Raw genomic sequence first — 14,083 nt, 5'->3', positions numbered from 1 at the left:
GTACGCCCCGGGGCCGTGCCGTTGCGTCAGCCTGGGGAAATTTCAGCCGCCCCTTTTGAGGAGTATTCATCCGGCGCTGACAACTGGTCAGTAAGTTGTCAACGCACTTTGCGGCGTGCTTGGAGCAGGGGGCAATCGCCGCCCTGGTCACGGATTCGAAGAGCGCAGTTCGTCCAACCCGAGCCACTCGACCAACCGTGCTGCCCAAATCCTTCGGTACCCGACTTCTTCCATTCGCGCATGCCGTCTCAGGATCCGTGGTAGGCGGATGCACACGCAGTCCTGCGGCAACGTACCGTCCTTGCTCGCCGGCCATAATCCGCCATTATCGACCAACCCGTCGAGCAACGTCTTGATGTTCTCCTCCATGGCCCGGAACGGAAGACCCTCCCGGCATTTGAGGAGCAGCGAGGCCAGCTTCCATCCGCCGGAATGGTCCACATCCAGCAACACCAGAGGTCCCAGAGATGGTGGGCGAATCACGGCGACCAGGCACGGACGGCGGTGGCGACCACTCATCGAAAAGGCACGGCCGCGCTTCAAGGAACACAGTGAAACGGCAACCGACACCGTAGGAAGGTCCTCCTTCATCAGGCGCAGGGCATCGAGCAGCGGCTTGAGTTCGCCAACGAAGCCGGGGTCGGCCGGTTCCAGCAACTCGAACTCGACCGGCGGCAGCGTGGCATTCAATCCGGCCTCGGCAAGACTGGCGGGGACGCGAATGCGGTGCCGGCGGATGCTGGCGGAGGCGCGCTTCCGCCGGCCGGCCGGTGGGACTTCGCTTTCGCCATAGCCCCCTACCTCCCGGTCATCCTTGGTCGGCACGATCTCGACCACCTTGGTGATCTTGATCTCGCGATCGAAACTGCTGGCCTTGAACGGACCCGGGAGCACCGACTGGTTAACGTCGGTACGGCTGCCTTCGGAGCATTCGTCGACGATGTAATCGTTGATCTCCCGGAGTTGACCTTGGTCGAGATCCTCCCCGATCCCCGGCGATGCCTTTGGCCGGAAGGTCAGCTTCCGGCGCATCGAAGGATGAGAAAAGCTCAACGTGTCGCAGGGATGGGTCTTGCCGGACGCTTGGTAGATTTCCAGTACCAAGGCGGTGTCTCCGTGGCGCACCCAGCGGACCAGCCACTCCGAATCGCGTAGCGGCGGCGGATCGAAGCTGACGTACTTCCTGCCCGCAGACCTCTCCCACACACTGTCCCACGACTTCCGGCCGTCCTCATGAACGGCGGTCCAGGCAAACTCCTGAACGAATTCCCGGGACAACGCGGAGGCGGGCATCAGCTTGGTGAAACGCAGGTGGAGGTGCCCTCCCAGACGAAGCGGTTCCGGTTGGAAAAGTTCCATGAGCGCACCACGGCGCATCACCGTATTGGCCATGGTCTTGTTGTGCAGGAACAGAAAGCGGACCAACTCGATCGTCGGGACCAAGACATCAAGGTGGCCGACCTTGTAGTGGCGCAAACGCTGATATTTCAGCGGATGCTCCGGCACGGAGTAGAGCGTCGTCGGGATGCAGGCGGCGGGCACTTCCTCGCCACAAGCGACGTTCTCGATGCGGATCGTCGCCATTTCGCCGCGCACCGGAACGGTGCCCGCGATCCCGTCCGTGTAGCAGCGTCCCAGGGACAGAACCGGCAACGCCCCGATGGGCAGGTGATGCACGTCGATCCGATCGCTGGACAGGGGCCGGGTGGCCGCGTGTATCTGCCATCCGGCCAAAGGGGTCTCGATGGGGCCGGCCAGCCAAGCCAGTTCGAGATCCTCTCTCTGATCCTGGAAGGACTTGATGGCGACAACGGGGCGCCTCATCGTTTGGGCGTCCTTCCTTCTCGCAGAGCTTCCTCGACCGCAGCCGAGGCGCGTTTCGGCAAGCCCGCGAGGCGACGGACCTTCCACGGCGACGCCGTCGCGCCGGTAGCCTCAAGCTCGTGCCTTGCCCAACCGACGCGCCGAAGTCGGAACGCCTCGACGCTTTCCGTTACCTCCGTCAATGTCGCCACCGTTTCCGGCAGCTTGGCGTACCGCTTGCTGATCCAACCGCGACGGCCAACGTGGCGCTCCAGTTCGGCCAGGGTCACGCGCACTGGCGGGATGCGGCCGAGAATCGTGCCGGCCGCAACGCGCAGGTTCGCCGCGAGGCTGCGGTCGATGAGGGGCCAATCGGCGCGTGGACCGGGAATCCAATGGATCGTCGGCGGTGGTGAATGCGCTTCCAGCCAATCACGGTCGTGGCGGTAGAGCCACGTGTGATCAGCCGGCAGGCGGTCGGCGAGAGCCTTGCGTCCCAGTTCCGGTTCACGACGTCGAAGGTCGATCCAGCGGGCCCGACGGATCGGACTGGATGGCGGTTTCGGCAATTGCGGCGACCGAGACAGAGGACGCCAGGTGGTGGCGAGGCCGAGGTCGGCGCTGTGCTTGCGTACGGTGTTCGGATCCACGGCCAAAGCCCGGGCGGTGGCCCTCAGGCTGAAGCCGGCGGCAGCGAGATCGCACAGGCGACCGTCGAAGCCAGAGTCGGTGATGCGCTTCCGTCCTGTGCTGGCCGTACCATCCACGGCGGCGACCGAGGCCGGCGCGTACCGGTCGATGACCAGATCGAGCAGTATGTGATGGAGGGGATGGAAGGCGTGTCGGTGTTTGCGGACGATCGCCGGCAGCCAGACCGGATGCGCGACCGCGACCAGAACCCTGCGCAACGGGCCGAGAACGGTGTCGAAGGTGTCGCGAAGTTTCTGCTGGTCGACGCGTCCATGAGCAGAGGCAAGACGGCGGTCGATCAAGGCATCCCGATAGCCGGGGGTCAGATCCGCGGACGAGACGCCGGTCGGAAATCTTTCGAGCAAGGCCGCGCTCCGGACGGCGACCGCGTGCAGCAAAGACAGGCACCGTTCATCCTCTTCCCATGACGCCGTGCCGGCGCCATCGGCGCAGGTCTCCGCCGTGGCGGCCTGAAATTCATGCTGGCGGCCGAGAACTGGGTGTACGGAGCTGTCGCGAAGCGGGGCGCCGTGTTCTGCACAGACCAGGGCGCCCGGCAACTGGTGGCTTCGCCGCCAGTACGGCTCGCCCCAGCGGGTCACGGCCTCGGCGAAGCACTGCGGGCAAAACCGGAGGGTGTCCGGTGCCGGAACGATGCTGGCGGCAAGGCCGAGCCGGACGTGGACGCTGTCGGTCGCCCCGTCTATCATCGCGGTCAGGACCTCACGCACGACTGACGCCGGCTGGAATGCAGCGTAGTACGGGAACAAGGTGAGTTCGGCCGCCAACCGTTCGGGAGCCAAGCAGCGCTCTGCGGGGAGCCGGCGGCTGAGAGCGCCAAGATGGCCGGGCAGATCCACCGTCGCGCGGACGGTGCGCTCACCGAAGAGATCGTCGAGCGTCCGTTTCGGGCTGCGCGAAGCGGTGTGGCGATGATAGCGGGCGAGCACACTGTAGAGCAGCTCGTCGGGGTAGATGACGGGGAAGTAGGAGACCATTGCCGTCACTCTCAAGCCGCCACGTCCCGCAACGGCGGCTTTATGGCGCCAGCCGCCAACAGGGCGTCGTAACCGGAAATTTCCGCGGCGGAGGCGATGATCACCCGCAGGTCGTTGGGGTCGGAGGGCTGGGTGGTTGGCGCTTTCTTCGGCCGTGCCTTGGACGGCTTGGCAGGCGGGACCTCCGGTTCGTGGCCCTGCAGCTTTTCGGCGACCACCGCCATCAGTTCCAGCGGTCCCAACCCGGGGTTCTCGCTCTTGGCCCGTGCCAGGGCTGCCAGGATCGTCGCCTCGCCATCGGCGGCGGCGACGGTCGCTTGGGGGGAGGGCGCCGTTTCCGCCGCTTCCCGCAATGCAAGACGCGCTATCGCGTCCTGGAACACCCGGTTCACGTGATCGTTCAGCGGTTTGAGGTCGTCGAACTCCGCCAGCGCCTCCATGTCGTTGCGTTTGAGGGCGTCGATCATCGGCTTGACCAGCATGAACGACTTTTTGGCGACGTGCCGGAAAAGGGCGACGGTCAGGCGCTCGTCGGTGTCCCGGCCGGCCATGGCGTCCCGAAGAATGACGTGCAGTTGGGTCATCATGTAGAGCTTGACGGCGAGATCGATGATGCCCTGGCTCTCTTCGTAGAGCACGGCACGCAGTTCGTCGGTCAGGGGCGTGTGGGCGTGCGTCCATTGGAAGCGCCACATCCGTTCGACGAAGTAATTCCACGTCGCGTCGTTCTCGAAGCGGGGCCAGTAGAGGTTGCCGAGACCGCTCCCGCGTCGCGCTTGACGCAGAGCGCCCTGAAGCACCGGCAGCGCCGCCGGCGTGCCGACGATCAGGACGGGGATTCCGATCGTGTTGACCAAGGCCACCAGGAAGTTCAGCAGGTCTTCCCGGTTGGCGCCGCTGGCGCGTGTCAGGTGCTGGATCTCGTCGACCACCAGCAGACCGAGCGCGTAACGGTCGGCAAGGGCCGCCATGTCGATCAGCATGCCTTCCAGCGAACTCCGGCTGCCGCCGTGCTTGGCCCGGAACCGCTCGTGGAAGAGCCTGTCCATCTCCTGGAAGAAGCTGATGCACAGTTGCTTGGCCGAGCCCTTGTGCGGGCATTCGAGCCGAAGCCAGACGACTTGGTCGAGACTGAACGGCTCGGTGTGGCGGATGACCTGGGGGTAAAGGCGCAGGACACGCTGGACGCTCCGGGTCTTGCCGATACCGGAAACGCCGATCATCGCGATGCCGGACGCCGTGGATTCGACCGGGTGCAGTCGGGCCTGGATGTCTTTGCGGAGGACTCGTTCGTAATCGTTGTGGAGGCGATGAAGGAAGTCGGTCGTGTCGGGGTTGCGCCCAAGATAACCCTGCCGGATCAGCATGGAGACGAGAAGCTGGAACTCGATCTGCCGCTCGAGGGGATCGAAATAGTTGCTGAGGCGCAGGAGGCAGTGGCACCGGAAGTGCGACGGATAGCGCCGCTCCGCATCCGAATGGGTCGGGAGGTCGATCATGGCCCTGACCGACTCGTCGGTTGCCAGGAGATCCGGAAGCCGGTTTATGAAAGGGTTGTTCCGGTACTCCGGTAAGGACGGCCGGTCTTCATCGTTGGTCGTCATCGGTCCGATCCTCCTCGATCCGCCGCATGATGTCGGACATGCTCGGATACGTGTAATCATCGGCGGGCGGCGCGCCGGGCGCGAAGGGCACGACCTTGCCGGTGTCCGGTGCCGTGCGCGGTGCCGTGCGGAACGCCTCCTGGGCTTGGCGGTCGCGGCGTTCATCGCGTCGGTTGGCACGGATGCCCCTGACCCGCTGGCGGTCGCTGGTTTCCTCGGGTGAGCTGGTGGCGTAGCGTTCCTCCGCCCGGGCGACGATGTCCTTGACGGTCTGGAGCAACTTGATCTTGCCCTGGCTGGAGCGGGGCGTGTGCGCGTTCTTCTGCCGACGCTCCTCCAGTCGGATCTGGTCGATCTCCCACAATGTCCGGTCGCGATAGGCGGCACTGCGCTCGGTGAGGGCACAGGCGATGAAGCGGATCCGTCCGGCGTCGGCGTGAAGGTGGATTTCGTCCATACACCGAGGGTCGTACGAGACGCGGACCTTCCAGGTGCCCTTCTGGCGTGCCTTCTCGAACCAGTGCTCGGTGATCGCCTTCTGGCAGGTGTAGTAGCAGCCATAGAAGCGGATGCCGTGCGCGGTGACGGTGGCTTCGTCCGAGGGAAGGACGCTGAGGCGAACCAAGTCCTCGGGATAGGATCGGAGGAGGCCGGAGCGCCGGGCGATCCCCCACTCCCACAACTCGATCGGCACGGGGTTGACGTCGTCGGCGATCATCTGGGCGTCGCGCTCGTACCCGCCAAGACGGTTGTCGTTGTTGTAGAAGAGCACGCAGGAAATGATGATCGCCGTGAAGTCGTCGATGTCGAGCCGTCCGTCCAGGCGATAGTCGGGCGCGCCGCGCTGCCGGAAATCCCCGTCGACGAACCCCGGCGTGTAGGGCTTGAATGCGGCGGGAAGCAACCGGAACCGCTGTTCGACGATGCCTTTCCAGTCGGCGCGGTAAGGAGCCGTGTTCTCGACGCGGACGTGGAAGTTGTTGATCAGCGTCTCCACCGCCGATCCCAGCATCTCGCCGCGGTCGCCGAGCAGGGCGTCGGGCAGATGACGGCACGGCCAGTCCGCTTCGGTGATGTCGATCTTGAACTGGCGGCAGAAGGCGACCTTGTCCGAGGCCGCGTTGGCGATCGCCATCATCGCGCCGACCCACGACGGCCCTTCGAGCCCGACGTAGATGCCGACGATCATTCGGCTGAACACGTCGATCACCACGTAGAGCACCGGGCGGCCGACGATGTGGTTCGGGTTCAGGCGGGAGACGAGGTAAACGTCCGCGATCGTCGCGTCGATCTGGTAGCGGGAACCGGGGCCGAACACCTCGCTGGTCGAGGTGCTCGGAAGCGCCCGCATGTCCTTGTCGTAGACCCTTGGCGTCCGGCGCCGGCGTTCGAGCTGGAAAACGTCGTTGTCCTTTTCGAACCAGTAGCGGAATTGCCTGAGCGAGGGATGCAGCGGCCGGAGGACCGGCGTCTGCCGGCCAGTCGCTTCGTCGATCATGTCGTCGGTGTAGTGCTCCGACAGTAGTTCGGCATAGCATCCGGAGACGTTGATCCGCCGGTTGGCCGCGAAATGCCGCGTGACGACGCTTCGGAAGAGAATACGGACATCCGCATCGATGTTGATGCCATCCACGCCGCAGGCCGTAGGGCGGCCGCGTTTCTTCGCCGACGCCGCCTTGGGCTTGCCCCGCCCACCGCACCGGTCGTAGTCGGGCAGAACCGCGTTCGGAGTCATCCCGCGTTGCCAGTATCGGCGCAGCACTCGGTACAGACTGTGACGGCTGGCGCCGGTCTCGGCGACGAGACGGAACACGATCCGACCGCGCTCCTCCGGCCGGAATACCGCCGGCTGCTGATCGACCAGTGGCCTGATCATCGTCCACGCCTTGTCGCGCCGCGCCTTGTGGGCGGATGACAGCGAACTCTCGCTGATCGGCGCCAGCCAAGGGTCATCCAGTGTTTCCCGTACCAAACCGCCGGCGAAGAGTTGCGCCATCTCCTCGCTCTTGCGGAAGATGGGAGCGGCGACCGGATCAGCGACATCGATCATGTAGTAGCCGCCACCGATACGATCGATCCACAGCACCCGTTCCGTCCGGGACTCGGTGAGGAACTCCACGAGTTGACCGACGCGAAGGATGGTCATGCCGACGCTCTCCCGGTTCTCGGCGCAGCGAGGCGGAAGCGGCTCATCAAGACCTGATCGTCAACAGGGTCCGACAGGTCGCATGCCAGAACCTTTGTCACCAGCAGATGGCGCAAAAGCATCAGGCAAGTGCCGCGATCCAGCGACAGGAGAAGGTCTATCTCCTCGCAGAACCGCTGCATCGTCATATGGGCGCGCGCCGGCACCTCGCGGGCGATCAGCGCGGCCTTCTCCGCGTAGAACCCCGGATAGGGCTGGGTCAGATCGTCGATCACCGCCCAGGCGTGGATGTTTTCGATGTTGCGGGCCAGGGTTTCGGGAATGTCGCGTTCCGTGACGATTCCCCACTCCACGCCTTGGTCGATCCAGTAGCGGCGCTCGATCTCCAGCTTTGCGACGGTTCGCGGCTCGTCCAGCTTTTCGGCCGGCTTCACCGCCCGGGCAACCTGGAGCAGCCGTCCCTCCCGGATCAGATCGACGACGAAATCCGTCGTCATCACCAGGGGAGCCTTCGACTGGCGGTCGACGGGATGGGGGACACCGATCTCCTCGGCGATCCGCATCGTGGTCGACCGGTCGAGCGGGAACTGTTCACGGATGTCGCAGACCGCGTCCGACCAATCGAGCAAAAGGAAAAGGTCGCGCTCGATGTCCGAAAGCAGATGATGGACTCGACCCGTCTTCAGGCCGTGAGGCCGGTGCGAGCGTCCACCCGATGGCACGTCGCGGACGGTGAACCACGGCTTGTAGGCCGCGCCACGTCCTGAGCCGCGCCCTTCCTTGTAGAAGCGCGCGATCTTGTCCTCGGTGAATCCGTATCGACTGCGAGCCATGTTCACCCCCACGGGGGCGCCTACCTCTTTCGAGGATACGCCAACGTGGGGGAAACGCAAGCTGAGCTATGTGCGGACTTTTTTGTCTATGCGCTCTGGAGGGCGGCCACTCAGGTGCAAACTATTTTGTGCATGAGCAATCTTTATTGTGCATGCGCAAACTTTATTGTCAGCGGACAGCGGCCGCTGGCCGCCCCCCGCCCTCACTCCACCGTGACGCTCTTCGCCAGGTTGCGCGGCTGGTCCACGTCGGTGCCCTTCAGCACGGCGGTGTGGTACGCCAGCAGCTGCACCGGGATGGCGTAGAGGATCGGCGCCACCAGCGGGTCGCAGGCCGGCAGCTCGACCGACCACCGCACGCGCTCGCCCAGGCGGTCCACGCCCTTTTTGTCGGCGATGAGCAGCACCTTGCCGGAGCGCGCACACACTTCCTGCACGTTCGACACCACCTTGTCGAACAGACCGTCCGACGGCACCAGCACGATCACCGGCACCGCCTCGTCGATCAGCGCGATCGGGCCGTGCTTCAGCTCGCCCGCCGCATAGCCCTCGGCGTGGATGTAGCTGATCTCCTTCAGCTTCAGCGCCCCCTCCAGCGCCAGCGGGTACATCGCGCCGCGGCCGAGGTAGAGCACGTCGCGCGCCTCGCTCACCTCCTGCGCCAACTCGCGCAGGCGCTCGTCGTGCGCCAGCACCTCGGCGGCGCGGGCGGGGACCTCGCGCAGCGCCCGGGCGATCTCGCGCATGCGCTCCGGCGCGATGGCGCCGCGGGCGCGGCCGGTCACCGCGGCCAGACAGGCCAGCGTGGTCAGCTGCGTGGTGAAGGCCTTGGTCGAGGCGACGCCGATCTCCGGGCCGGCCATGGTCATCAGCACCGCGTGGCTCTCGCGGGCGATGGTGCTCTCCGGCACGTTGACGATGGACAGGATGTGCTGGCCCTGCCGCTTGCAGTAGCGCAGCGCCTCCAGCGTATCCAGCGTCTCGCCCGACTGCGAGATGAACAGCGCGATGCCGCCCTCCGGCATCGGCGCCTCGCGGTAGCGGAACTCCGAGGCGATGTCGACCTCGACCGGGATGCGCGCCAGCGTCTCGAACCAGTACTTCGCCACCACGCCGGCGTAGTACGCCGTGCCGCAGGCGACGATGGTCAGCTTGCTCGCCTTGGCGAGGTCGAAGGGGAACTCGGGCAGGCCGATGTACTGCGTCTCGGGATTGATGTACGCGTTCAGCGTGTCGCCGATCACCTGCGGCTGCTCGTAGATCTCCTTGAGCATGTAGTGGCGGTAGCCGTCCTTGCCGATCAGCGCGCCGGACACCGCCGAGGTCTTGACCGGGCGCTCCACCACCTGATCCGCGGCGTCGCGGATGGTGACGCCGTCGCGGCTCAGCACCACCCAGTCGCCGTCCTCCAGGTACGCCAGCCGGTTGGTCAGCGGCGCCAGGGCGAAGGCGTCGGAGGCCAGGTACATCTCCCCCTCGCCGTAGCCGACGGCCAGCGGCGTGCCGCGGCGGGCGCCGACCATCAGGTCGTGCTCGCCGGCGAAGATCAGCGCCAGCGAGAAGGCACCTTCGAACCGCTTCAGCGCGGCGGAGAACGCCTCCACCGGGCTCATCCCCTGCTCCAGGCAGTGGGTGACGAGGTGGACGATGATCTCGGTGTCGGTGGCGCTCTCGAAGACGCGGCCGTGCTGCATCAGCTCGGCCTTCAGCTCGGCGTAGTTCTCGATGATGCCGTTGTGGACGACGGCGACGCGCTTGGTGGCGTGCGGGTGGGCGTTGTTCTCGGTCGGGCCGCCGTGGGTCGCCCAGCGGGTGTGGCCGATGCCGACCACGCCGCCCAGCGGGTCGTCGCGCAGCTTCATGTCGAGGTTGACCAGCTTGCCCTCGGCGCGGCGGCGCTGGATGTGGCCGTTGACGAGCGTCGCCACACCGGCGCTGTCATAGCCCCGGTATTCCAGGCGCCGCAGGCCTTCGACCAGACGCGGGGCCGCTTCGTGGGTGCCGAGGATGCCGATGATGCCGCACATGTACCCGTCTCCTGAGGGGAAGAACGCTCTTACCTTAGCCCTTTTTCGCCTTTTCGAGGCGTTTCCGGTCGCGGAAGTCGGCGGCCCAGCCGGGGTAGGACTGCTGACGCCCGCGCGCCACCGCCAGCGATTCAGCCGGCACGTCCTGGGTAACGACGCTGCCCGCCCCGACGATGGCCCCCGCGCCGACGCTGACCGGCGCCACCAGCGACGAGTTGGAGCCGATGAAGGCCCCCGCGCCGATGTCCGTCCGGTACTTGCCGAAGCCGTCGTAGTTGCAGGTGATGGTGCCGGCGCCGATGTTGGCCTTCGCCCCCACCCGCGCGTCGCCGATGTAGGTCAGGTGGTTGACCTTGGCGCCGGCCTCGACGGTGGCGTTCTTGATCTCGACGAAGTTGCCGATGTGCGCGTCCGGCCCGATCACCGCGCCCGGCCGCAGCCGGGCGTAGGGGCCGAGGACGGCGCCGGAGGATACCGTCACCTGCTCCAGGTGGCAGAACGGCTTGATCTCGACGCGGTCGCCGACGGCGACGCCGGGGCCGAACACCACGTTCTGGCCGACCACCACGTCGCGGCCGAGCCGGGTGTCGAAGCTGAAGTACACCGTGCCCGGGTCGGCCAGGGTGGCGCCGTTGTCCATGGCGGCGCGGCGCAGGCGGCGCTGCAGCAGCGCCTCGACCTCGGCCAGCTCGGTGCGGGCGTTCACGCCGATCACCTCCTGGTCGTCGCCCTCCACCACGGCGCAGGCGTGGCCGCCGGCGCGGGCGATCTGCACCACGTCGGTCAGGTAGTACTCGCCCTTGGCGTTGTCGTTGCCGATGCGGTTGATCAGCCCGATCATCCGCGGGCCGTCGAAGGCCATCAGGCCGGCGTTGCACAGGCCGACGGCGCGCTCCTCCGGGGTGGCGTCCAGGTACTCGACGATCTTCTCCAGACCGCCGCGGCCGTCCAGGATCAGGCGGCCGTAGGCGCCGGGATCGGCCGGGCGCATGCCGAGCACCACCACCGCCGGATCCGACGCCTGCGCGCGCGCCTCGACCATGGCGCGCAGCGTCTGCGGCGTGACCAGAGGCGTGTCGCCGTACAGCACCAGCACGTCGCCGGGGAAGCCCTCCAGCAGGCCGAAGGCGGCGCGCACCGCGTCGGCGGTGCCGAGCTGGCGTTCCTGCACCGCAGTGGGGTAGGGGGCGACGGAGGCCGCCACATCCTCCATGCCCGGTCCGACGACGACGACCACGTGGTCGGGGTCGAGCGCGCCGACCGCCGCCAGGACATGGCCGATCATCGGCCGGCCGGCGACGCGGTGCAGGACCTTGGGCAGGTCGGACTTCATACGCGTGCCCTTGCCGGCGGCAAGGATCACACAGGCGAGCGGGCGACGGGTCATGCGGATCCCTGCTTAGGCTTTCGGTCTTCTCGGTCTTCTCGGTCTTGGCGCTGCGGCGCGGTCCTTCAGTGCCACAGACGGCGCGCATCGCCCAAGTCAACTTTTGTGTCAAATTGCAATAAGCGCCGGCCTGTCCGGGAGCCTACGTGTCTAGAGCATTGGTGGACGTCCTTCAACGCTGCCGCCGCATTGGCGGCTATCTGAAGGTGGGAAGGCCCGCGACGACTGCAAGCCGATCCGCGCCGCTTGAGTTCGGCCGCCCCGCGGTGCTATCGAAAACCCGTCTTCTCACGCACAGGAACGACCGCCGATGTCCGATACTTCCGGGACGCCGTTTGCCGCGCTGGTCTTCGACTTCGACGGCACGCTGATCGACAGCGCGCCCGACATCGCGCTGGCGCTGAACGGCACGCTGGCGGCGCACGGCCGCGCGCCGGTGACGGCGGGCCGGGTGCGCGGGATGGTCGGCGACGGCTCGGCCAACCTGCTGCGTCAGGCCTTCCGGGAAACCGGTGCGCCGCTCGACGAGGCGGACCTGCCGGCCGTGCTGGCGGACTACACCGACCGCTACTTCGACCTGCCGGCCGACCCGGCCTGCCTGTACCCGGGCGTGGCGGACACCCTGAAGGCGCTGGCCCAGGCCGGCGTCGGCCTGGGCCTGTGCACCAACAAGCCGGAGCGGATCGCGCGCAACGTGCTCGGCATGATCGGCCTGGGCGGGCTGTTCGGCGCGGTGGCCGGCGGTGACACGCTGCCGGTGCGCAAACCCGACGCCGGGCCGGTGCGGCACGTGCTGCAGGCGCTGGGCGGCGGGCGCGCGGCGATGATCGGCGACGGCGTCAACGACGTGCTGTCGGCCCGCGCCGCCGGCATCCCGGTGGCGCTGGTCAGCTACGGCTACCCGCGTGGCGACGTGCACGGGTTGGGCGCCGACCTGGTGTTCGACCGCTTCGCCGAACTGCCGGCGGCGCTGGAGCGTCTGGCGGCGCTGGCACCCTGAGCCTCCTTCCGGTGTTGTGCCTGGTATGGCCAGGCCGCACCGCACCGATCCGCCCGAACCCGCGCCAGAGGACCTCGACCTCGCCCGGCTGTCGCCGGAGGAGATCGCCTTCCTGTTGGGCGGCGCGCCGGAGGAGGGGGAGCGCGAACGGCTGCTGCGCGCCGAGCGGAACGCCCGCGCCAACGCCCGCCGCACCGCCCGCCGCGCCACCGATGCCGAGTACGCCGAGCGTCTGAGGGCCGGCGACCGCGACCGTCAGCGCCGCCGGCGCGCCGGGGCGACGGCCGGGGCGATGCCGGGCCCCTCCGAGCAGCCGGTGCCGCTGCCGGCGATCTCGCTGGACGAGGCGGCGCGGCGCCTGGCCGAGCACCTGCGCGAGTCTGACACCGCGCAGGCCCGCCAGTTGCGTGCGCGGCCGGATTTGGTGCGGCGCTACGTCGCCGGCTTCGCCGCCTATCGGCTGCTGTCGGTTGCGGGCGCGCGCCCCACCCGCGGCGCGCTGGCCGAAGCGTTGCGCGACCGCTTCGGCCTTGAGCTGACGCCGCCGCAGGTGCAGAAGCTGCGCGACCATGTGGAGAGCTTCGCCCGGCCCGGCGGTCCATGGCACGCGGGGTAGGGCGATACACCCGTCACGCAGCGCCTTCGGATGGGTGGAGGTGATGTGGTTAATGTTCCATTAAGCAAATCCGCCGCTTTTGGCTTAACGAACCGGTAACCATGCGCGCTGCGTGACGCGGTGTATCGGGCCGACGGGGGTGCGGATTCTTTTGCGAAAGGAGTGTGCACGGGCGCTTGACATCGCCCGGACGGCCCTTTAGAAAGCGCTCCACCGCGGCGGGGCGCTTCGCTCCAAGGCGAGACGGCGATACGCCGGGATGGGCGCATAGCTCAGCGGGAGAGCACACCCTTCACACGGGTGGGGTCGTAGGTTCAATCCCTACTGCGCCCACCATCCCACCCCTCTGCACACGGCAAGGGCGCGGGATGGCCGACCATCCTTTCCAGACGCTTCCAGAAATTTGATTGAGTGTAGCCGCCGGTCAGGCGGCTTCCGCCGGGTGCGCGGTCGCGTACGCGATGATCGTGTCGACGCGCGCCGGAGTCAGCGCCTCGATGCCCTCGTGCCACATCACGTCGCCGAACTGGCGGTGGATCTCGATCCGGCACGCCCGCGGGAAGCTGACGATCCGATCCCCGCAATAATCCTCGACCAGCTGTTCGACGTAGCTTTGGTCGTCCTGCACGTCGCTCATGACGGCGCCCTCTGTGGTTCGGCGCCACCTTAGGCCCCTTCAGCCCGCCTCGGATTGATGGGGATCAGTCCGGGCGCATTGTCACAACGCGGGTGCAGCATCCCTACCCCTCGCGCACCGCATGGCTCTCCTTCAAGGATGTTGACATACGGTATTTGGTATACCAAACTCCGTGTTGTTGGGGCGACCGATTGCTGGCGCCCCGACCAACCAGCGCATACCGACAGCATCCGAAACGGGAAAAAGCGGGAGGGACGGGTATGAAGATCTGCATCTTTGGCTCCGGCGCCATCGGCGCCTACATGGGCGTGCGCCTGCACCAGGCGGGCGCCGAGGTCAGCC

11 protein-coding genes and 1 tRNA gene are annotated in these 14,083 nt (G+C 67.0%); 4 read left to right on the top strand and 8 right to left on the bottom strand.

Annotated features, from left to right (window positions below; translation table 11 throughout):
* Window positions 1-147: 147 nt before the first annotated feature.
* The 7 genes from TSO221_RS30430 to glmU form a co-directional block, all read right to left on the bottom strand.
* Window positions 148-1,824 carry a hypothetical protein gene (locus TSO221_RS30430; RefSeq protein ID WP_109122259.1) on the bottom strand — a complete coding sequence of 559 codons (1,677 nt, stop codon included), beginning with the start codon at window positions 1,822-1,824 and terminating at the stop codon, window positions 148-150.
* Entirely contained in the window at window positions 1,821-3,491 is a 1,671-nt protein-coding gene (locus TSO221_RS30425) for a TnsD family Tn7-like transposition protein (RefSeq protein ID WP_109122258.1), read from the bottom strand. Before TSO221_RS30425 ends, TSO221_RS30430 begins: the two co-directional genes overlap by 4 nt.
* Window positions 3,492-3,502: 11 nt before the next feature.
* Complete coding sequence (locus TSO221_RS30420) at window positions 3,503-5,095, bottom strand: AAA family ATPase (RefSeq protein WP_109122257.1); 1,593 nt, start codon at window positions 5,093-5,095, stop codon at window positions 3,503-3,505.
* Window positions 5,079-7,241: a Mu transposase C-terminal domain-containing protein gene (locus tag TSO221_RS30415; RefSeq protein ID WP_109122256.1), complete on the bottom strand. Its 2,163-nt coding sequence runs from the start codon at window positions 7,239-7,241 to the stop codon at window positions 5,079-5,081. Before TSO221_RS30415 ends, TSO221_RS30420 begins: the two co-directional genes overlap by 17 nt.
* On the bottom strand, window positions 7,238-8,074 hold the full coding sequence (locus TSO221_RS30410; protein ID WP_109122260.1) for a TnsA endonuclease N-terminal domain-containing protein: 837 nt from the start codon (window positions 8,072-8,074) through the stop codon (window positions 7,238-7,240). The genes TSO221_RS30415 and TSO221_RS30410 overlap by 4 nt, the downstream gene beginning before the upstream one ends.
* A 203-nt stretch (window positions 8,075-8,277) precedes the next feature.
* Window positions 8,278-10,101: a glutamine--fructose-6-phosphate transaminase (isomerizing) gene (gene glmS, locus TSO221_RS30405; protein ID WP_109122255.1), complete on the bottom strand. Its 1,824-nt coding sequence runs from the start codon at window positions 10,099-10,101 to the stop codon at window positions 8,278-8,280.
* A gap of 34 nt (window positions 10,102-10,135) precedes the next feature.
* The gene (gene glmU / locus TSO221_RS30400) at window positions 10,136-11,488 is read right to left on the bottom strand and encodes a bifunctional UDP-N-acetylglucosamine diphosphorylase/glucosamine-1-phosphate N-acetyltransferase GlmU (protein ID WP_109122254.1); all 1,353 of its coding nucleotides are present in this window, start codon (window positions 11,486-11,488) and stop codon (window positions 10,136-10,138) included.
* A gap of 310 nt (window positions 11,489-11,798) precedes the next feature.
* On the opposite strand from glmU, the gene TSO221_RS30395 reads away from it, so the two are divergent.
* From TSO221_RS30395 to TSO221_RS30385, 3 genes are all read left to right on the top strand, one after another.
* Entirely contained in the window at window positions 11,799-12,488 is a 690-nt protein-coding gene (locus tag TSO221_RS30395) for an HAD-IA family hydrolase (RefSeq protein ID WP_109122253.1), read from the top strand.
* Window positions 12,489-12,513: 25 nt separating this feature from the next.
* Window positions 12,514-13,104, top strand: a complete 591-nt coding sequence (locus TSO221_RS30390) for a hypothetical protein (RefSeq protein ID WP_109122252.1) — start codon at window positions 12,514-12,516, stop codon at window positions 13,102-13,104.
* Between the two features lie 261 nt (window positions 13,105-13,365).
* A tRNA-Val gene (locus tag TSO221_RS30385) sits at window positions 13,366-13,440 on the top strand.
* Between the two features lie 88 nt (window positions 13,441-13,528).
* Here the strand turns inward: TSO221_RS30385 and TSO221_RS30380 are convergent.
* Window positions 13,529-13,741 carry a hypothetical protein gene (locus tag TSO221_RS30380; RefSeq protein WP_109122251.1) on the bottom strand — a complete coding sequence of 71 codons (213 nt, stop codon included), beginning with the start codon at window positions 13,739-13,741 and terminating at the stop codon, window positions 13,529-13,531.
* A 260-nt stretch (window positions 13,742-14,001) separates the two neighbouring features.
* Here TSO221_RS30380 and TSO221_RS30375 point away from each other — a divergent pair.
* On the top strand, window positions 14,002-14,083 hold an 82-nt coding region (locus tag TSO221_RS30375; RefSeq protein ID WP_146208950.1), incomplete at its 3' end, for a 2-dehydropantoate 2-reductase N-terminal domain-containing protein.

The organism is Azospirillum sp. TSO22-1, from assembly GCF_003116015.1.
GTDB lineage: Bacteria > Pseudomonadota > Alphaproteobacteria > Azospirillales > Azospirillaceae > Azospirillum.
The sequence above is the reverse complement of the archived record's forward strand: the minus strand, read 5'-3'. Positions and strand labels throughout refer to the sequence as shown.